Origin of the sequence: Thermococcus sp. (assembly GCF_027012695.1) — an archaeon.
GTDB lineage: Archaea > Methanobacteriota_B > Thermococci > Thermococcales > Thermococcaceae > Thermococcus.
This window is the reverse complement of sequence record NZ_JALUYR010000058.1, coordinates 1-19,002: the sequence shown is the minus strand read 5'-3', so window position 1 is coordinate 19,002 and position 19,002 is coordinate 1. Positions and strand designations below refer to the sequence as shown.

Sequence of the window (19,002 nt, the reverse complement as noted above, 5' to 3'; positions counted from 1 at the left end):
CCCTCCAGTTAGCCCTCAGTTTTGATAAAGGGTCCTTTCGTTCTCCTTTTCCCTACTCAATCTGCGGGAAGAAAAGTATATAACCCTTCGACTTTTTACCCCCCTGGAAGGTATGCCCTTAGGGTGATGTTCATGGCGAGAAAAAAGAAGGCTGAAGACGAGATAAAGGATCTCGATGAGTTTGAGGAGCTCGAGGTCGTTGAGGAAGCAACATCAGGCTCAACCCGGAAAAAGAAGGGGAAGGAAATCAAAACCCTCGAAGACCTACCGGGTGTTGGTCCCGCCACTGCCGAAAAGCTCAGGGAGGCCGGCTACGACAGCATCGAGGCCATAGCCGTTGCCTCCCCCATGGAACTCAAGGAGATAGCGGGCATAAGTGAAGGCGCTGCGCTCAAGATAATCCAGGCCGCTAGAGAAGCAGCCAACATCGGGACATTCATGAGAGCGGACGAGTACATGGAGAAGAGGAGCGCCGTTGGTAAGATCTCCACTGGAAGCAAGAGCCTCGACAAGCTCATAGGTGGCGGCGTCGAGACCCAGGCGATAACCGAGGTCTTCGGAGAGTTTGGAAGCGGAAAGACACAGTTGGCCCACACCCTGGCGGTTATGGTTCAGAAGCCCCCTGAGGAGGGGGGTCTTGGCGGTTCAGTTATCTGGATAGACACGGAGAACACCTTCAGGCCGGAGAGGATAAAGCAGATCGCCGAGAATAGGGGGATGGATCCCGAGGAAGTTCTGAAGAACATCTACGTGGCTAGAGCCTTCAACAGCAACCACCAGATGCTTCTCGTCGAGAGGGCCGAGGAGATCATCAAGGAGAAGGCCGAAACGGACAGGCCCGTTAAGTTGCTCGTCGTGGATTCGCTAATGGCCCACTTCAGGAGCGAGTACGTTGGCAGGGGAACTCTTGCAGAGAGACAGCAGAAGTTAGCTAAGCATCTCGCCGATCTTCACCGCCTCGCTGACCTCTACGACATAGCGGTCTTCGTGACCAACCAGGTTCAGGCGAAGCCCGATGCCTTCTTCGGCGACCCGACGAGGCCCGTCGGTGGGCACATCCTAGCACACAGCGCCACGCTCAGGATTTATCTGAGGAAGGGCAAGGCGGGTAAGAGGGTTGCCAGGCTTATAGACAGCCCGCACCTGCCCGAGGGCGAGGCTATATTCAGGATAACGGATAAGGGCGTCGAGGACTGAGTTAGCTTTTTAACCCCTCTTCTTTTACCCCCGTTCATGTCAAAGGTTGATGCCATTGTGAACCCCTCGCAGGACAACGTCAAACGGCTCGTCGATGCGGCCCTGTCAAGCGAAGCTCTGCTCACGATTTTCGCCCGATGCAGGGTTCACTACGATGGCAGGGCCAAGAGCGAGCTCGGACCCGGCGATAGGGTTCTTATTATCAAGCCGGACGGCTCTTTTCTCGTCCACCAGAACCGAAAGAGGGAACCTGTGAACTGGCAGCCGCCGGGTAGTTTGGTGACCATCGAGGAGCGCAATGGGGTCCTTATCCTCCGCTCCGTGAGGAGGAAACCCAGGGAGGTTCTCGAGGTCGAGCTCGACGAGGTCTACCTCGTCTCGGTCTTTAAAGCAGAGGACTACGAGGAGCTTTCCCTGACCGGTAGCGAGGCCGAGATGGCGGATCTGATATTCAGGAGACCTGATCTGATAGAACCCGGCTTCAAGCCCCTCTACCGGGAGAAGACGATAAAGCATGGCATCGTTGATGTCCTGGGTCGCGACAGGGAGGGCAACCTGGTGGTGCTGGAGTTAAAGCGCAGGAAGGCGGACCTCCATGCCGTCAGCCAGCTGAAGCGCTACGTCGAGGCTCTGAAGATGGAGCACCCCAACGTCAGGGGAATTCTCGTCGCCCCTTCACTAACCTCCGGTGCCAGAAAACTCCTCCGGAATGAGGGTCTTGAGTTCAGACGGGTCGAGCCTCCCAAGAAAGATAGGCGTGATAAGGGCCGGCAAAGAACCCTTCTCTAGCCCATTCCGATCTCATGGGGCATGAGCTCGCGAACACGAACCCTGAGAACGCTTCCATCTCTCTCGACCTCTACCACCCTTCCGAGGCCGACCAGCTTCACCCTCGCCCTGCAGACCGTGACCTCCCTCTCGTCGCTCTCCTCCCAGGGAACACGGGTTTCCATCTCCTCCACTCCGATCAGCTCGGTCAGGAGCCCGCGGGTCCCGGTGTCAACGTCGCCGAAGGGATCGTAGGTGAGGAAGAGCTTCATTGCCTTCTCCAGGGCCTCCTCCACCGCCAGGACGTTTCTGGCGCTTCTGAGCTCGATCGTTCTGTAGGGGTTTTTCAGGAGTTCCTCCAGAACCCGCCGCGAGATGCCCGCTAAGACCACCGCCTCCATGCTCCCACCTCACAGGTAGATGCTCTCGTACTGTTGGGCCTTCTTTCTGGCCCTCTCCATTTCTTCGTGCATCTTCCTCAGCTGCTCCTCTATCATCTTGGCCTCCTGGAGGAGGGGCTCTGTTGAAACCTCTATCGGGACGAGTTTTTTAAGGGCCTCTATGACGTTGGCGGCGGCCCTGGGATCCGGTCTGTCACCAAAGGTTTCCCCGAGGAGGACGTAGGCGTCCAGTTCGTTCTTGGTGGCCTCCCAGAGAAGTCTGCCACTCATCCCCATAATTGACCCGTACTGTAGTATCTTGACCCCCTTTTCCTCGAGTTCCCTGTTGAGCTCTTCCCTTGCCCCGACACCCCACACCTCGAGCTGATCCTTGAAGAAGCCTATTCCTATGCCGCCCATTGAGACTACCTTCTCGGCCTTCATCTCGGTTAGATAGTCTACCAGCTCCCTGGCTATCTCGTTCACCAGCGTCGGAGGAATGTATATGTCCGCCACGGCCACTATGATGTTGTCCTTCCCGTAGAACCTGAGCGGGGGATTGGGCTTCCCCTCGAGGATCATGGCCATGGGCGGGATGAAGGGGCTTTCAACATAGCCTATCCTGTTCATCCTGAGTTCCCTGACCAGAAAGTTCGCCGCTATATGCCCCACGAGTCCCACTCCGGGGTATCCCTCGATGAGAATCGGGTTCTTTACCTCGGGAAGGACTATCCTGACCGGTTTTCCGTCCTCCATTCTACCACCCGGGGGAGTTTAGTCCCAGAAGGTTATTAACTCTTTTGGGGTTCTTCACCCATATAGCCGGGATCAGCATTATCGTCCTAAAATGTGCTGGCTCACTGGAGGGTCCCATGTCGGCGGATGAAACGTGCCGTTGGATGGAATGGCATGGGGAGCGGGATTACGAGGGGATATTAGAAGTTACTTAAAATGAGCTTGTTTTCTATTTTCATATTCCAGCCATTGCCAATGGAAACCTATACACACTCTTATCCAGTACCCATATACCCATTGGTGATGTCTTTGAACGGGGCAGGACTCCTGGCTGGAGTGTTGGTGTTTGTTTTTGTTTTTTCGGGATTTGTTAGTGCTGGGCCTCAGGCAGATGTGAGCGGATATGGAGAGCATCGAGGTTAAAGATGGGTCAATAGTCTTTCCAACGACATTCAGTACTTACACAGAGTGGGGGTATCTAATTTGTCACGAAGTAAGCCAGACGTATGCAACGCCAGCACCCACTCACGGTTATGAGACTAAGCCGTATCACCCCTCCGGTGAAATATATGTTGGCAACACTTGGAACCACCTCATGAACACCGTGGATACCAACCCCGATATGGCAAGATCTGGTATTATTATTACGGTTATGTACAACTTCTGGATTTTTGAAAGGCTACCAACCCTTGCATTGTGGGGCTATGTAGTTTTCATGGCTATTTGGGAAATTATCATTGGCATTGCCGGGGATCGCCTGCCCTTAAAGCACCTTCTAACGGCCTATGTTCTCACTGCTCTCCCCTTCGAATTCCCAAGTGTCCTCTCCAGCGGTATCTGGTTTAGTATATCCCTGTTTTCCTGCCGTGGGTTGTTTTTTGGTATGGATCCCTGTTGCCGTTGGCCATACTTCCAATATCCTCCTGGACCGGTAACGGCAGCGGTGCAGACTGAGTTTTATTTCCACTGGAACGGCAACCCTTATATGAGTGGAGCGAGCAGTTAACATGGTGATGACCATGCCAAGGATAGGCATCATAGGCGGTTCCGGGGTTTACGGCGTCTTCGGGCCGAAGGAGACCGTTAAGGTTCACACACCGTACGGCAGGCCGTCCGCTCCAGTGGAAATAGGCGAAATCGAGGGAGTTGAGGTTGCCTTCATCCCGAGACACGGCAAGTACCACGAGTTTCCACCGCATGAGGTCCCCTATAGGGCGAACATCTGGGCGTTGAAGGAGCTCGGTGTCGAGAGGGTTATAGGTGTTACAGCGGTTGGCTCGCTCCGCGAGGAGTACAAGCCGGGCGACATCGTGGTAACCGACCAGTTCATAGACTTCACCAAAAAGAGGGAATACACCTTCTACAACGGGCCCAGAGTTGCCCACGTCTCGATGGCCGACCCCTTCTGCCCAGAGATGAGGAAAATCTTCTACGAGACCGCCAAGGAGCTCGGCTTTCCGGTTCACGAAAAGGGCACCTACGTCTGCATTGAAGGCCCGCGCTTTTCTACAAGGGCGGAGAGCTTCATGTTCCGGCAGTACGCCCACATAATAGGCATGACGCTCGTTCCAGAGGTTAACCTCGCTCGTGAGCTTGGAATGTGCTACGTTAACATCGCAACGGTTACAGACTACGACGTCTGGGCCGAGAAGCCGGTTGATGCTCAGGAAGTGCTCAAGGTCATGGCCGAGAACAGCTACAAGGTCCAGGAGCTTCTCAAAAAGGCAATCCCGAGGATTCCGGAGGAGCGGAAGTGCGGCTGTGCCGACGTGCTTAAGACGATGTTCGTCTGAAATCTTTGCCGTTTTTCTGGTTATTTATCCAGTATTCAAGGGTCCTGTTCAATCTCTCAAAGCAAAACTTTTAAGTCCAGTCCACGTTAGCTCATCGGTGAACCCTGATGCGCAGGACAGTCGTGATGGTTTCCATTGTCGTGGTTCTGGCGCTGCTCTTCCCCGGTTCCGTCAGCGCCTACGAGTTCCAGGCTTACGGCTACGTCACGAGGGTCGTCGACGGCGATACCGTCTGGTTCCACTCCTACTATGGCTACCGCGCTGGAGAGACCTTCAAAGTCCGCTTCGCCGATATAAACGCCCCGGAGATATACACCGATGAAGGAAAGGAATCCAAGGCCGCCCTGCAGTGGCTCTTCGACACCTATGGTCATTACGTCTACCTCGACGTTGACGACGTCTACGAAACCGACCACTACGGAAGGGTCGTGGCTGTTGTCTATCTCCCCTTCTGGAACTACGGCTATGCCCTGAACGTCAACAAATGGCTCGTCGAGGAGGACTACGCCTCAATATGGGACCACTACAACGAGTTCAACCCCTACTCCTGGAGCCTTTGGGTTCCCCTTTAACCCCCAACCTTTTTAACTTCCACCGGAAACACACCTTTTCAAAGGAACTTCGGTGGTACCGATGGATATTCTCATCAGGAACGGTAGGGTTATTCATGGGGAGAACTTCGAGGTCGTTGAGGCTGACGTACTCATCGAGGGGAACAGAATCGTCAGGGTGGGTAAAAACATCACAGAGCCCGCTGACACAGTCATAGATGCAAAGGGAAAGGTGGTTTCTCCGGCATTCATCAACCTCCACACCCACTCGCCGATGGGCCTCTTCCGCGGTCTGGCCGACGATCTGCCTCTGATGGACTGGCTCCAGAACCACATCTGGCCGCGCGAGGCGAAGCTTACTCGGGAGTACACGAAGGTTGGAGCGTACCTCGGCGCGCTGGAGATGATAAAGTCAGGAACCGGGACCTTCCTCGATATGTACTTCTTCATGGACGGCGTTGCGGAGGTGACTTTGGAGAGCGGTTTGCGGGGCTACCTCTCCTACGGCATGATAGACTTAGGAGATCCTGAGAAGACCGGGAAGGAGATACGGGAAGCCCTTCGCACGATGGAGTTCATCGAAAAGCTCGGCTCCGACAGGGTTCACTTCGTCTTCGGGCCTCACGCTCCCTACACCTGCTCGATAGCCCTGCTGAAGGAGGTCAGAAGGCTCGCGAGCGAGCACGGGAAACTCATCACCATTCACGTGAGCGAGACGATGGCCGAGATAGGCCAGATAACCGAGCGCTACGGCAAAAGTCCGGTCGTTCTCCTCGATGACATTGGCTTCTTTGGTAGAGACGTTATCATTGCTCACGGCGTCTGGCTCGACAGCAGGGACATCCAGATACTCGCGAGGGAAGGAGTAACCGTCGCCCACAATCCCGCATCGAACATGAAGCTTGCCAGTGGCGTCATGCCCCTCCAAAAGCTCCTCAACGCCGGTGTCAACGTCGGACTCGGCACCGATGGAGCCGCGAGCAACAACAACCTCGACATGCTGGAGGAGATGAAGTTAGCTGCCCTCCTCCACAAGGTTCACAACCTCGATCCAACGGTTGCCGATGCCAAAACCGTCTTCAGAATGGCCACCTTAAACGGCGCAAAGGCCCTCGGAATCAAGGCTGGCGTCATAAAGGAGGGCTACCTCGCCGACCTGGCGATAATCAACTTCAACCAGCCCCACCTTAGGCCGATAAACAACGTGATAAGTCACCTCGTCTATTCTGCCAATGGAAACGACGTCGAGACGACGATAGTGGACGGAAAGGTTTTAATGCTCGACCGGGAAGTGCTCACCCTCGACGAGGAGAAAATCCTTGTCGAGGCCGAGAAAACGATTGAGCGCTTGAGTTAAGGTTAAATTTTCCTTTTCCCTGCTTTTCTCGGTGGGGCAAATGGAGTTCAAGATCGTTAAAGGCGACATAACCCGCTTCCCGGCGGAAGCCATAGTGAACGCGGCCAATAAGTACCTCGAGCACGGTGGAGGTGTTGCCTACGCTATAGCTAAGGCCGCCACTGGGGACGTGAGGGAGTACATTCGGATAAGCAAGGAGGCCATGCGCGAGCAGCTCGGAAAAAACTCTCTTGAACACGGCGAGGTCGTCGTTACCCCCGCGATGAGGCTTGAAAGGTATGGAATTAAGTACGTCATACACACGGTTGGGCCCTACTGCGGCGGAGTTTGGGACGAAGACAAAAGGGAGAAGCTCAGGAAGGCCATCCTCGGTGTCCTGAGGAAGGCGGAGGAACTCGGGATTAAGAGGATAGCCTTCCCGGCCATAAGCGCCGGAATCTACGGCTGCCCGCTTGAGGAAGTTGTCAAAACCTTCAAAGAGGCCGTTTGGGAGTTCGGGAAGGAAGCGAAGAGAGTGGAGAAGGTTTATCTGGTGCTGCATTCGGAGAGGGATTACGAGAGGACGTTGAAAGTTTCTTAAAATGTCCGCATTTCTATTTTCAAGTTTTATGTTCCAAACCATTGCCAATGGAAAGCTATATATACTTTTAACTTCTAACATTCGTTGGTGATGTCTTTGAAAGGGACAAAACTCTTGGCTGGAGTGTTGGTGTTTGTTTTTTCGGGATTTGTTAGTGCTGGGCCTCAGGCAGATGTGAGCGGGTGGACGGCGGTTGATATGTTCGTCCGCTCCCAGATTGATCTGAACAAGGCCAGGGGGTTCACAGAGAATCCTTACTTTGTGGATGAACTTACACACCTTGTCCTCCGGAAGTTTGGCAAAGAGCTTGACGCTGAGATTGCACCCTATGCTGAGAATCTAACTCCTGAGCAGAGGGAGCAGTTGAAGTACCTTCTCGTCAGTGACTACGTTTCCCATCTCCACCAGAAGAGTTTTTATCCCAAGAATGCAAAGACCCTCGTGGTGAAACCCATTAAAGTTGCCTCCGTTGGGGATAAGGGTAGGGTTTACGATTACTACTACGCTCCGATGAGCTCGTCGATTCCCTATCCAATCCACTGGTGGGTACAGGTAAAAGTCGATATCAACGGAGGATCCGGTAGAGACTGTGACGGAAATACTTATGATGTTGATGGAAATAATAACATATCAAAAATCGTTGCAAAGTGGAGTGGGAATGACGTGCTGTACGAGATTCATTTCTATGATGAGGATGTTCCGAGCAGAAGCTTGGATAAAATATATGATCGCATCCGATGCATTCGACATTGGGGAAGAGATCGCACATATGGTTGCGAGGATATTGAGAGCATCGAGGTCACCAACGGATACGTATATTTCCATAGCGATTGGAGTCATGCACCCCACGATGGTCATGTTAGTGACCTTACGTATGCTTGTTGTTCCTCGGTACGTGATAGGCCTCCGCACGTTAGCGGAAAACGCCCTTACTCGTCGCATATTGTGATATACGTGAGCAATGTTTGGAACCACTTAATGGATACCCTCGATACTAATCCATGCATGACAAAGAACTGGGGATACACTGCTTGGAATTAGTTCCATGATTTTTAATTTTTTGTTCACTTGGTTATTCCTCCTTCGGTAATGGGCGGTGATAGAAATGGATAAAAAAATGCTCCTCCACGTTTTCCTCCTCCTGTTTCTGGCCTTCTTTGAGCTCTTGTACCTATTTGGCTCCCTGGATGGAACATGCTATGCATTCTGCATGACCTTTTACAATTTGCCGTGTCTAGTTTTTTCGGCGGGAATGTTCATCTTTGGTTTGGTCTCTGTGATAGCGTGGTTTCCCAGATACGCAAAGCTCCTCACGGTGTCTCTCTCCACTTACTTCGGAGTAAGTTTCTTGGCTTTCCTCTGCTGGGCCCCAGGGGTCCCCCTGCTCTCCTTTGCAGGGTTGGTTCTCGTGCTTGCCGCCTACAGGCACTCTTCCGGAAACGCTTTATCGCCCCGAGAGTCCCTCGAGCGATTCTTTTTTGGGCTGGCATTGTCCACATGGGTATTCCTCGCGGTAGACAGCTGCCTTGGTACTGCCATTGGGCCTGTTACCTGCTTTTTGGTTCTCATTGGGGCCTTTTCCATTCCCCTGAGAATAAAGTATCCCCGATATTCTCCGGTGCCTCTTCTTCTTTACTTCCTCCTCAGTCTTTTAGTTATTGGCTTCCACTGGCTCGAGTCCTTTGGTCTGGTGGTTTCAGCGCTGGCACTCTTGGTCTTTGACCCAAAAGTTTTCAGAAGGAACCTTAAATAATTCTTATCTTTTTGTTTTTTCAGGTTTTCGTTTTGCTTGTTACCCTTCATGACGCCTCCATATGGTCTGATTTAACCAGCCGGTCGAGTTCCGTTTCCACTGGAATGGCGATCTCTAAATAACGTAGACGTTATTTTTACATTGGGTATCTATGGTGAATATAGGCATAATAAGTGGTTCCGGGGTTTACGGTGTCTTCGGGCCGAAGGAGACCGTTAAAGTTCACACGCCATACGGCAGGCCCTCTGCTCGTGGCAATCGGGGAGATAGCGGGTGTGGGAAGTTACTTAAATTATTATTTATATTCCAGCCATTGCCAATGGAAAACTATATATACTTTTAACTTCTAACATTCGTTGATGATGTCTTTGAGATTGACAAAACTCTTAGCTGGAGTGTTGATGTTTGTTTTTGTTTTTTCAGGGTTTGTTAGTGCGCAATCTTTGAAAGTACCCCGAGTACAAGAAGACATGAACATTCCAAAAATACCTCTAAAAGGGTATGCTACTGATGAAGTTGTTCACATCTATGGGCAAAATGTTCATGCAATAGTTTATAATCCTGGATTGGAAGACTTAAGAGTAGGCTCTCTCTACCAATTTGCAAAGAAAAACGGTGTGAATATGAGTGCTTTTTTCCACTATTTAAGTGAATATGTATGGAAGCATGGACTGGTTACTTTCGAGGATGTTAGATATCTCCTTATTGACTTTGCTAACAAAAGTGGGATGGACTTGGTTAAACTGGCTGAAAAAGATGGAGTAGATTTGAATTTTACTGATCTTATTAGAAATCCCCCCAAAGACGCCCTAAAACCTCAAATAGTTGATGTGATCGATCAGGTACCCACCCCATTAACAGGGTTATCAGTTGCAAGTACAAGCGACTGCGGGAATAATCCGGATAACATCTACGATTACATGGGAATATGATTGTTGATGCTACCTGTGATCCAGCAACGTTCCATTTTGATGATGCTGGATATTTTATAGGAACTTATGCCTCAGCAAAAGTTGGTAGCTATTGGTATATTTTTGCATTTAACTTCACTAATTATAAATCCCCCTCTGAACTGAAAAACTGGATTCTCAATGTTCTGAAAAACAACTACAGTATATCCCCCAATCGGGTTGAGTTAGTTCATATGAAATACTTTATCCAGGGTTATGCTCCGTGGATGAAGAAATATTCAGTGACAGTACATTTTGACAATGCTCCTGTACAAGACTATATCTTGTTTGAACTTTGGAGCGAAGCTACATATTATACCTCCACAGATACCTGGGTCAAATATGGTTATCCCGATTCAGATATGGGGGGATTGTTCATAATACTGAACAAGAGAATAAAAACACTAGCAGGCTTTGCCATGAGAGACTACACCCCATACCCCATAGTATCCCAAAGAATCATTTCGAGTGATATAACTCATATTGATCTAACGATATATTCAACAATCTGGCACCAACAGAGGCTTGAAGGAGTGGGGGACTGGTGGTAAATAAGTCCCTTTCGTTCTTAATTTTTGTTACCTTTTTTGTTTTGATAGTACTGGCAGGCTATTCCCTAATCCCTACCCACCGGGAAATATCTGAGTGCCCAATTGAACCTGCAAATATCAGCATGGTTCCAGAGATGGTTTTCTATGCCAACGGCTTTCTGGTGTTCAGTGATGGCAGAAAGACTCTCTTTAAAGGAACGGAAGAATACCTAGTTGGCTATCCCATGGCTTATCCACTCGAATGGGGCTTTGTTGGTATCAATGGCTCGAAGCTTCACGCCTGCACTTATTCCGGGGAGCATCTCTGGGATTACAGTTTAACCTCTGAGGAATTCAACGCTTCCCCTACGGTGGAGTACCTTTTCCTGTTCGTTCCTGCCAGAACTCCTCCGGGTGTCAAAGGGAACGATAGTCTCTACGTTTTCGGAAAAACAGGGCTTCTGGAGGAGTATGACTTCACAAACATCTACCATCCCTCAAGGTGCTCCCTCCTTAAATCGCGAGGAAATCATACCCTCTTTCTCCTCAACCAGCCTCAGGCAGACGGCAGTGCCGGGATGGGGAGAGTAGTTCTATTCAAAGGATTAAACGTGCTCTTTAATAGAACCTTTACTTTCAGAGACAGCATTGAGGATCCGGTTTACTGTGTTGGTGATGTTTCCCATGAGGGCTTGGCGGCCTTTGGTCTTTACCGTGGGGTTGGAATAATCAACGGGAGCTTCAGATACGTTGAACTACCCCCTTATGGTGCAGATGATATTGCGATAGCAGGTAAGAGTGTTTTTGCTTTAGTTCACAGGGAGACCCAGAATTTCAGCGTTGTTAAAGAGCTTTTACTGCTGGAAAAGATCCCCCGGCCAATACTTGGGAACTTGCGCGGGGAAGTGGGACTGTTCTCCTCTAAGGAGACGCTTTTTCTAGTGGATTGGACTGGGAAAAAGGTTTATGTTTTCTCCCCTACGGGGGAGCTTCTGAAGGTCATAGAATACCGGGGCGAGCTGATTGTTGGGGGAGAAAAACTCTTCCTGTGCAATTCTACGCGATGTACTCCCATCACCTGATGGGCATACTTTTTATCTTTTCCTCACAAACTCCAACCGGTGATACTCATGCGCATCGAGGACGTTTACATCTGGGACATCAACGCCAAGTGGCTCGGCATAACCCCTCACCAGCTCATGGAGAACGCCGGCTCTGGAGTTGCGAGAGTCGTTGAGGAGGAGTTCGGGAAAGGCCTCAAAATAGCGGTTTTCTCCGGCACCGGCAACAACGGCGGCGACGGCTTCGTTGCCGCTCGGCATCTCAGCTTCGACAACGAAGTCACCCTCTTCCTCGTCGGCGACGAATCTAGGATACGGAGCGAGGAAGCTAAACACAACTGGGAAATACTCAAGGGCCTCGACTTCTTGGAAATCAGAGCCCTCAAGGACTCCTCTTACGTAAGATCGCTCGACCTCTCGGGCTTTGACGTCATCGTTGATGCCCTCCTCGGGGCAGGCACGAAGGGCGAGCCGCGCGAACCGATACGCTCTGCGATAGAGAAGATAAACGAGTACGCCGGAAAGGCCGGGATAGTCAGCGTTGACCTGCCGAGTGGCTATCCCTCAAAAATCCGCGTCAAATCGGACTTCGCGGTGACCTTCCAGTGGGACAAGGAGGAGTATGGGGGCTTCGAGAGGGTTGTGGTTAAGATAGGCTATCCAAGGGAGCTCTACCACCTCGTCGGGCCGGGCGATGCCAAGTTCGCGCTGAGGAAGAGGGGGGAGCACAAGGGGCAGAATGGCAAACTACTCGTGATAGGCGGAAGCGAGGACTACTTCGGGGCGCCATACCTGGCATCGAAGGCCGCTTCCTATCTGGTGGATCTCGTTTACCTCGCTATACCCGAGTATTCGGCGAGGAGGATAAACGATCCTGACTTAATCCTCCGCCCGGTCGAGGGGAAAAATTTCAACCCGGAGCATGTTGATTCTCTTCTCGACCTCGCCCGGAGAACGGACGCCGTTATCATCGGCCCGGGAATCGGCCTCAGGGAGGAAACAAAGGAGTTTGTACGGGAATTCATAAAGCACTGTGACAAGCCGCTCGTCATAGATGCAGATGGGTTAAAAGCAGTTGCTAAGGATTTAACCGTTCTAAAGGGCAAAACCTTCGTTTTAACCCCCCACGCCGGCGAATTCGCGGTTCTCTTCGGGGTGAAGCCCGATGGGCCGCTCGTGGGGAAGGCAGAACTCGTGATGCAGAAAGCCGGGGAAATAGGCGGTGTGATACTCCTTAAAGGCCCCTACGACGTCATAAGCGATGGGAAAACATGGAAATACAACAAGACCGGTAACAGGGGCATGACCACCGGGGGAACGGGGGACGTTTTGGCCGGCCTGGTTGGTTCCCTTCTAGCGCTCGGCAACGAGCCGCTGAGGGCAGCGTCGGTTGGTGCCTTCCTGAACGGTCTCGCCGGGGATATGGTGAAAGAAGAACTCGGGGAGAACTTCACAGCGTTGGAGGTGGCTAAAAAAGTCCCCCACGCTGTCAAGTGGGCCCTGGAGTTCTGAGATGGTTGAATACGGTGATATCTCGGCCTCTTCCCGGTTTTTTGTTCTGGTTACGGCAGTTGGTGCCTTCCTCCTGCTCTCCTCCTCGAAGGTCTAGCTGCTGAAGACCTATCCGAACGAGGTCTTTCGCCTTTCCGATTGTCCATGAATCGAAAGAAATGTGAGAAAAATCACCCGATGTTGCAGTAGCTCCACACCGAGTATCCGTACCCCCCGTTGGCCGGGTCGTAGGCAGGAGCCTCGAGGTAGACCCAGCCGTCCGAGTTGACCCACTTGTCGACCCAGCCGCCGAGGTTTCCGGTGTACTCGTGGATGCACGATCCGGCGAACTTCGGAACATGGACCCACCTTCCGGCCCTGCTCGAGCCGAGGTTGATGTAGGTTATCAGGCCGGGTTTGTCGCCGTAGCCGTTTCTGACGAAGATGAGTTCGTCGCTGTCGTAATAGACTATGCTCGTGCTCCCGCCGGCGAGGTGGTCGTGTATCCAGATGAGGTTCTTGAGCCTGTCCTTGTTGAGCCACTCCTCGTAGTCGCGGTAGAATATAACCGGCTGGCCCTCGTAGGTGAGGATGAAGGCGTAGGCCGGATACTTGTTCCAGATTATGTCCGTGTCGTGGTTGGCAACGAAGGTTACCGCCTTAAAGGGATCGCGGGAAACGACGGTTCCGCCGTTGTTCAGGGCGTCCACCAGAGCGGGGATATTGTTGTTGTCGAAGGCCTCGTCCATCTTGTAGTAGAGGGGGAAGTCAAAGACCTTGGCTCCACTCGAGTAGGCCCAGTTGAGGAGGGCATCAACGTTGGTGTCCCAGTACTCGCCGACGGCCCAGCCGTCCCACCAGTTCAGCCAGTCCTTGACCACCCAGGCTCCGTAGCCCTTGACGTAGTCGAAGCGCCAGGCGTCGACGCCTATGCTCCTCAGATAGGCCGCGTAGCTCTCTTGACTTGCCCAGAGCCAGTGCTGGTCCCAGCTCTTCTCGTGGGCGATGTCAGGATAGTCCCCGAAGGTTCCCTCGTCGCAGCACTTGATCTCGTTCGGGTGGAAGTCAAGGTAGTTTGCGGTGTATTTGCCTGAGGCGACCTTTGAGAAGTCGGTCCATGTGTAGCTGTTGGTGAACGGATTCCACTCCCTGTCTCCGCCGGAGCGGTGGTTTATGACGATGTCGGCTATCACCTTGATTCCATAGGCGTGTGCGGTGTTTATCATGTTCACGAGCTCCTGCTTGGAGCCGAAGCGGGTCTCGACGGTTCCCTTCTGGTAGTATTCGCCGAGGTCGAAGAAGTCGTAGGGGTCGTAGCCCATCGAATAGCCGCCGCTGGCTCCTTTACTGGCCGGAGGAATCCATATCGCCGAGATTCCAGCGCTGGCCCAGTCGGGTATCTTCCCCCTTATCGTGTCCCACCAGATTCCGTCCCCGGGAACGTCCCAGTAAAAGGCCTGCATTATAACGCCACCGTTTTCTAGAGTTTCAGCCCTGGCAGGGACGGCCGAGACACTCAGAGCAACCAGCAGTATCAAAAACAGCACAGGGACTTTTCTGCTCATGGCAACCACCTGCATCCTTTGGGGCATTGTGCCCTTTTATATCACCGACGGTGAAATATTTAAGCTTTGCCACTAATGTCCTGAAAAGAACATAGAGGAACTCTGGAGTGCTTAGATGTCAATGAGCTTCTGGACGCGCCTGGCCAGTCCGCAGAGTTCGCAGCTCTGAAGGAAAACGAGCATGTTGAGGAGGTGGAAGAGCTCCACCTCGGTCAGCTCCACCCCGGCCTGGGAGATCCTCTTGAGAACCGGCTGGGATCGGAGCTCTATCTCGTTGAGGACCCTCTTGGCGAGCCTCACCATCTCGCCCCTGTCCTTTATCCTGAAGCCGGCCTTTTCGAGGATCCTAACGAGGCGCTCCGCCTCAACCTGAAGGTAGGCCTGTCTGAACTGCTCCACGCTTTCATCGGGATCTGCCTTGATCAGGAATAGCCGGGCGCTCCGGGAGTATATCTTTTCGTTTCCCTGGTTTCCAATTTCCTCAACGAGTCCAGCCTTTTCGAGCGTCTTCACGTGCCTGTAAACTGTGGTTCGATCCTTCTTCAGGGCGTCACTGAGCTCCTTGATGCTCATGGGTCCCATTCGCAGCAGCTGGAGTATCTTGAACCGGTTCTCCTCGGAGAGCACCCTCACCTTTTCGGGCTCCGTGATTATTAGAACTTCCCTCACTCAGTACTCCTCCAGCTTGTCTTGGGGTGTTTCACCCTCTTCAACGATCTTCCTTCCGGCTGCAACCATGTCTATGCTGTGAACAACCCCGCCGAACTCCTCTATGGTCCTTGTTATCTCGTCGTAGTCGAGGTTGTCACCGACTATGGTTATCTTGACGTTTTCCGTTTCCTTGTCTATCTCGACGAGGGTTATGTTAACCCCCTCCACCCCCTCGAGCTCGCTCAGGCCGAGGGCCAGCTCGGTCACCATGGGTAGATGGGGTTTGAGAACGTCGAGAACCAGGAGCCTTATTCCCCTAGCCATGGCCATCACTTCTTGAGCAACTCGCCCAGTTTTTTAATTAGTTCTATGCTCTCCCCGTCGCGGCCCATCCTGGCCATCGCGAGCCACTCTATCGCGTGGATTATGTCCTCGTTTGAGAAATCCCTGAGTTCATCCTCCTTTGCCTCTATCTCCCTTGATATGTCCGTCTTGTACTCGTGCTCCTTCTTCAGGAGCTTGTCCATGACGTTGAGGAGCTCGCCCTCATCAAACTCGTAACCAAGGGCCCGGAATATGTCGAGCTTCGTCTTGAGCTTTGAACGGGCGAAGTACCTCAACTCCTCGTCGCCGAGGTAGAGGTTGATGTAGAATGCATCCGCCGTCCTGCCGTAGTACTTCTCCACCAGGTTGCCCTTCATTTCCGTCCTCTTGACCTCCACCAGCCCGGCTTCCTTGAGCTTCTCGATGTGGTGGTATATCGTCTGGGGCGTCTTCCCCAGGATTTCGCTGAGCTGGGAAATCGTCATCTCCCTGTTGCGGAGCAGGCTTAGGATTTTCCTCCTCGTGTCCTCGAGCATCAGCTTTATGACCTCGGGGTCGGTTATGACCTTTACCTTAGCCATGCCAACCACCCAATTTTAACGTTTTAACGTTTTTTTGAACGTTCGGGAATTTAACTCTTTTGCCTCGATGCCCGCCGGTAATTTTATAATACCCACTCGAAACCTGAAACCGTCATCGGACAAAATATCCGGGTTTGTGGGGGAAGGCTTAAATAAAAACCCCCGAAGGAATTCCGGAGGTGATCACGATGGACGTCCCCAATCTCGACTTCCTGTTTTATCCGAGGAGCGTTGCCGTCATAGGCGCCTCCAACGTGCCCGGAAAGGTTGGAAACGCAATAATGCGCTCCATAACACTCCGCTACGATGGAAAGGTCTATCCCGTCAACATCAAGGGCGGTGAGATAGAGGTCAACGGCAAGAAGTTCAAGGTTTACAGGAGCGTCAAGGAAATTCCCGATGAGATTGACGTCGCCGTCATAGCGGTTCCAGCGAAGTTCGTTCCGGACGTTATTGATGAATGCGGCGAGAAGGGAGTTAAGGGAGCCATAGTCATTTCTGCCGGCTTTAAGGAGGCCGGAAGGGCCGACCTTGAGGAAGAACTCGTGAGAAGGGCCAGGAAGTGGGGCATCCGCGTTGTCGGTCCCAACTGCCTTGGAGTCACCAACCTTGAGAACGGCTTCGACTGCAACTTCAACCCGCCGGAGAGGCAGGCCAGGCCACCCTTCGGAAAGGTCGCCTTCATGAGCCAGAGCGGCGCCTTTGGCGCTGCCATCCTCGACTGGGCTGCCAGAGAGAAAATCGGAATGAGCAAGTTCGTCAGTCTCGGCAACATGGCCGACTTGGATGAGAGCGACTTCATGGCATACCTCGGGGAAGACCCGAAGACCGGAGTTATCACAGGCTACATAGAGGGGGTCAAGAACGGGAGGAAGTTCTTCAACACCGCTAAGGAGGTCACTCTCAAGAAGCCGGTCGTGATACTCAAGAGCGGCAGGACCGAGGCCGGAGCCAAGGCGGCCGCTTCCCACACCGGTTCCCTCGCGGGTTCGTACCAGATATACCGGGCCGCCTTTGAGCAGACCGGTGTTCTCGAAGCGACGACCATGAGGCAGCTCTTCAACTACGCGAAGGCACTGGCCCTTCAGAAGCCGGCCAGCGGCGGCCGCGTGGCGATAGTTACCAACGGCGGCGGTGCGGGAGTCATGATGAGCGACGGTCTGCTTGAGAGGGGTCTCAAACTCGCCGAACTGACCGAGGAAACCCTCGAGAAGTTCAGGAGGGACATCGAGGCCGGCAAACTCCCCGAGCACATGGCATACAAGAACCCCATCGACGTCATCGGCGACGCCCCCTCCAGCAGGTACGAGATAGCAATGCGCTACGCCCTTGAGGATCCGAACGTTGACATTCTCGTCGTTATAGCACTCTTCCAGAGTCCCGCTCTGGACGAGGGTATAATAGACGTGGTTGACCGGATGAAGGCCTACGGCAAGCCCATAGTCTTCGTTGCCCCCGGTGGAGATTATCCTCACAAGATGGCCAGGAACATCGAGCAGAGGGGCATTCCGGTCTACGAGACCACCGAGGATGCCGTTGACGCTGTCTACGCCCTCGTTAAGTATGGAGAGTGGCTTAAGGAGAACGGGGAGCTTTGAATTCACTTTTTTCTTCATTTCCTCAGTATCTGAAGTCCGGCTACCCTTTTGAAGTCGTCATCGAAGGTTGCGATCTTTTCTATGCCATAGAACTCGCAGGTGGCCGCTATCAGCGCATCGTTTGGAAGGAGGTGATACCTCTCAATAACGCTCTTTGAGAGATCAACTATCTCAGCGTTGAGGTCAAGGATGCTGAAGAGTGATAGTAGCTCAAAAACTGGCTCCAAATCGATTTTGGATAGCACGTGGGGCTTTCTCTTTATCTCCCAGGATTTCATTTTAGTGTTTCATTTTAGTGTTGGCCTTTATGTAGAAAAAGAGGGTTTCTGACGCAACTATTGGATTTATGAATCCTCTGATTTTGTTATCTTCGACATATCGGATCAGTTTTTTGGCCTCTCCTATGCCGCCAAGGTGGTATATGAGGACGTTGGAGTCAAAGAAGACGTTGTCCTTACCACTCATCCTCGAGCTCCTTGATAATCCTATCAATCTCCTTCTTGCTGAGCTTTACAACTCCGAACGTCCTCTCGGAAATGCTCTGGGGGATTATCTTCACCCTGACCTCGCTTCCTTCTGGAATCTTCAGCCTCCTCTTGGGTTTCAGCACTCCATCTTCATAAACGGCATCGACGATGACTTCCATTTTCCCACCGTTTTGGAGTTTGTCATAGTTTCTGATAAGGCTTTTGTTTGTTTCCGTTTAAACCTCAACCCACGTGAAGTCCCTCGCGACCTCTCCGTTTATTCCCGCCTCTCTTACCCTCTTTTCCAGAACCTCGTAGGTATAGTTGCTGTGGCTTATGTGGGCGAAGACGGTGTATCCGGCCCCAACCTTCCTTGCCAGTTCTGTCGCCTCCCTAACCCCGAGGTGGACTCCGGGTATCGACTCCCTGTGCGTCATCTCCGCCACGAGAAGGTCCGCCCCTTCCATCGCCTTGAGGGCATCTTTATCGTCCAGTATCTCAGGCCCGGTGTCGCCCGTTACCGCTATCCTCCTCCCCTTCAGCTCGAAGACGAAGCCGCCGGAGTTCTCTATCGAGCGGTGAACCGTTCTGAAGTGGAAGACCCTTATCCCGTCAAGCTCGACCCACTCGTTGAACGGAAGTCCGTGATAACGCCATTCCCTGTTTTCGG

24 protein-coding genes and 1 pseudogene are annotated in these 19,002 nt (G+C 52.4%); 15 read left to right on the top strand and 10 right to left on the bottom strand.

Features of this window, described 5'->3' with window-relative positions; translation table 11 throughout:
• Window positions 1–132 precede the first annotated feature (132 nt).
• Window positions 133–1,197: a DNA repair and recombination protein RadA gene (gene radA / locus MV985_RS05215; RefSeq protein WP_297463952.1), complete on the top strand. Its 1,065-nt coding sequence runs from the start codon at window positions 133–135 to the stop codon at window positions 1,195–1,197.
• A gap of 36 nt (window positions 1,198–1,233) precedes the next feature.
• A complete protein-coding gene (nucS, locus tag MV985_RS05210; protein ID WP_297463920.1) occupies window positions 1,234–1,986 on the top strand; it encodes an endonuclease NucS in 753 nt (250 codons plus the stop codon).
• On the opposite strand, the gene MV985_RS05205 is transcribed toward nucS, so the two are convergent.
• Together MV985_RS05205 and MV985_RS05200 are read right to left on the bottom strand one after the other, a co-directional pair.
• On the bottom strand, window positions 1,983–2,366 hold the full coding sequence (locus MV985_RS05205; RefSeq protein ID WP_297463916.1) for a DUF473 domain-containing protein: 384 nt from the start codon (window positions 2,364–2,366) through the stop codon (window positions 1,983–1,985). The genes nucS and MV985_RS05205 overlap by 4 nt on opposite strands.
• Before the next feature lie 9 nt (window positions 2,367–2,375).
• Window positions 2,376–3,101 (bottom strand): proteasome assembly chaperone family protein, encoded by a 726-nt coding sequence (locus tag MV985_RS05200; protein WP_297463911.1) that lies wholly within the window; start codon window positions 3,099–3,101, stop codon window positions 2,376–2,378.
• Window positions 3,102–3,483: 382 nt separating this feature from the next.
• Here MV985_RS05200 and MV985_RS05195 point away from each other — a divergent pair, with 382 nt between their 5' ends.
• From MV985_RS05195 to MV985_RS05140, 12 genes and pseudogenes are all read left to right on the top strand, one after another.
• Window positions 3,484–4,086, top strand: coding sequence for a hypothetical protein (locus tag MV985_RS05195; RefSeq protein WP_297463908.1), 603 nt, complete (start codon window positions 3,484–3,486; stop codon window positions 4,084–4,086).
• A 13-nt stretch (window positions 4,087–4,099) separates the two neighbouring features.
• On the top strand, window positions 4,100–4,873 hold the full coding sequence (locus MV985_RS05190) for an S-methyl-5'-thioadenosine phosphorylase (protein ID WP_297463947.1): 774 nt from the start codon (window positions 4,100–4,102) through the stop codon (window positions 4,871–4,873).
• 107 nt (window positions 4,874–4,980) lie between these two features.
• Window positions 4,981–5,445, top strand: coding sequence for a thermonuclease family protein (locus MV985_RS05185; RefSeq protein ID WP_297463904.1), 465 nt, complete (start codon window positions 4,981–4,983; stop codon window positions 5,443–5,445).
• 61 nt (window positions 5,446–5,506) lie between these two features.
• Window positions 5,507–6,781, top strand: coding sequence for an amidohydrolase family protein (locus MV985_RS05180; RefSeq protein ID WP_297463899.1), 1,275 nt, complete (start codon window positions 5,507–5,509; stop codon window positions 6,779–6,781).
• A 40-nt stretch (window positions 6,782–6,821) separates the two neighbouring features.
• Window positions 6,822–7,361 carry a [protein ADP-ribosylglutamate] hydrolase gene (locus MV985_RS05175; RefSeq protein WP_297463943.1) on the top strand — a complete coding sequence of 180 codons (540 nt, stop codon included), beginning with the start codon at window positions 6,822–6,824 and terminating at the stop codon, window positions 7,359–7,361.
• Window positions 7,362–7,448: 87 nt separating this feature from the next.
• Window positions 7,449–8,402: a hypothetical protein gene (locus tag MV985_RS05170; protein WP_297463895.1), complete on the top strand. Its 954-nt coding sequence runs from the start codon at window positions 7,449–7,451 to the stop codon at window positions 8,400–8,402.
• A 55-nt stretch (window positions 8,403–8,457) separates the two neighbouring features.
• Window positions 8,458–9,114 (top strand): hypothetical protein, encoded by a 657-nt coding sequence (locus MV985_RS05165; RefSeq protein WP_297463891.1) that lies wholly within the window; start codon window positions 8,458–8,460, stop codon window positions 9,112–9,114.
• Window positions 9,115–9,265: 151 nt separating this feature from the next.
• Window positions 9,266–9,392, top strand: a pseudogene (locus MV985_RS05160) (S-methyl-5'-thioadenosine phosphorylase); the annotation flags it as partial.
• A gap of 81 nt (window positions 9,393–9,473) precedes the next feature.
• A complete protein-coding gene (locus MV985_RS05155; RefSeq protein WP_297463885.1) occupies window positions 9,474–10,046 on the top strand; it encodes a hypothetical protein in 573 nt (190 codons plus the stop codon).
• Window positions 10,043–10,615 carry a hypothetical protein gene (locus tag MV985_RS05150; protein WP_297463882.1) on the top strand — a complete coding sequence of 191 codons (573 nt, stop codon included), beginning with the start codon at window positions 10,043–10,045 and terminating at the stop codon, window positions 10,613–10,615. Before MV985_RS05155 ends, MV985_RS05150 begins: the two co-directional genes overlap by 4 nt.
• Window positions 10,609–11,676, top strand: a complete 1,068-nt coding sequence (locus tag MV985_RS05145) for a hypothetical protein (protein ID WP_297463877.1) — start codon at window positions 10,609–10,611, stop codon at window positions 11,674–11,676. The genes MV985_RS05150 and MV985_RS05145 overlap by 7 nt, the downstream gene beginning before the upstream one ends.
• Window positions 11,677–11,724: 48 nt before the next feature.
• Window positions 11,725–13,167 carry an NAD(P)H-hydrate dehydratase gene (locus MV985_RS05140; protein ID WP_297463940.1) on the top strand — a complete coding sequence of 481 codons (1,443 nt, stop codon included), beginning with the start codon at window positions 11,725–11,727 and terminating at the stop codon, window positions 13,165–13,167.
• Between the two features lie 170 nt (window positions 13,168–13,337).
• Here the strand turns inward: MV985_RS05140 and MV985_RS05135 are convergent, their stop codons facing one another.
• The 4 genes from MV985_RS05135 to MV985_RS05120 form a co-directional block, all read right to left on the bottom strand.
• Window positions 13,338–14,711, bottom strand: coding sequence for an alpha-amylase (locus tag MV985_RS05135; RefSeq protein ID WP_297463874.1), 1,374 nt, complete (start codon window positions 14,709–14,711; stop codon window positions 13,338–13,340).
• A gap of 111 nt (window positions 14,712–14,822) precedes the next feature.
• The gene (locus tag MV985_RS05130) at window positions 14,823–15,380 is read right to left on the bottom strand and encodes a helix-turn-helix domain-containing protein (RefSeq protein WP_297463870.1); all 558 of its coding nucleotides are present in this window, start codon (window positions 15,378–15,380) and stop codon (window positions 14,823–14,825) included.
• Complete coding sequence (locus tag MV985_RS05125; protein ID WP_297463937.1) at window positions 15,381–15,686, bottom strand: DUF211 domain-containing protein; 306 nt, start codon at window positions 15,684–15,686, stop codon at window positions 15,381–15,383. It abuts the gene before it with no gap.
• 5 nt (window positions 15,687–15,691) lie between these two features.
• The gene (locus MV985_RS05120; protein WP_297463866.1) at window positions 15,692–16,267 is read right to left on the bottom strand and encodes a transcriptional regulator; all 576 of its coding nucleotides are present in this window, start codon (window positions 16,265–16,267) and stop codon (window positions 15,692–15,694) included.
• A gap of 188 nt (window positions 16,268–16,455) precedes the next feature.
• Here MV985_RS05120 and MV985_RS05115 point away from each other — a divergent pair, with 188 nt between their 5' ends.
• Window positions 16,456–17,865: a CoA-binding protein gene (locus MV985_RS05115; protein WP_297463934.1), complete on the top strand. Its 1,410-nt coding sequence runs from the start codon at window positions 16,456–16,458 to the stop codon at window positions 17,863–17,865.
• 14 nt (window positions 17,866–17,879) lie between these two features.
• Here MV985_RS05115 and MV985_RS05110 read toward each other — a convergent pair whose 3' ends face one another.
• From MV985_RS05110 to MV985_RS05095, 4 genes are all read right to left on the bottom strand, one after another.
• Window positions 17,880–18,143 carry a PIN domain-containing protein gene (locus MV985_RS05110; protein ID WP_297463860.1) on the bottom strand — a complete coding sequence of 88 codons (264 nt, stop codon included), beginning with the start codon at window positions 18,141–18,143 and terminating at the stop codon, window positions 17,880–17,882.
• A gap of 1 nt (window position 18,144) precedes the next feature.
• Window positions 18,145–18,330: a hypothetical protein gene (locus MV985_RS05105; RefSeq protein ID WP_297463858.1), complete on the bottom strand. Its 186-nt coding sequence runs from the start codon at window positions 18,328–18,330 to the stop codon at window positions 18,145–18,147.
• On the bottom strand, window positions 18,320–18,511 hold the full coding sequence (locus tag MV985_RS05100; RefSeq protein ID WP_297463857.1) for an antitoxin AF2212-like protein: 192 nt from the start codon (window positions 18,509–18,511) through the stop codon (window positions 18,320–18,322). Before MV985_RS05100 ends, MV985_RS05105 begins: the two co-directional genes overlap by 11 nt.
• Window positions 18,512–18,568: 57 nt before the next feature.
• Window positions 18,569–19,002: MBL fold metallo-hydrolase (locus MV985_RS05095; protein WP_297463855.1), on the bottom strand; the 434-nt coding region annotated here is incomplete at its 5' end.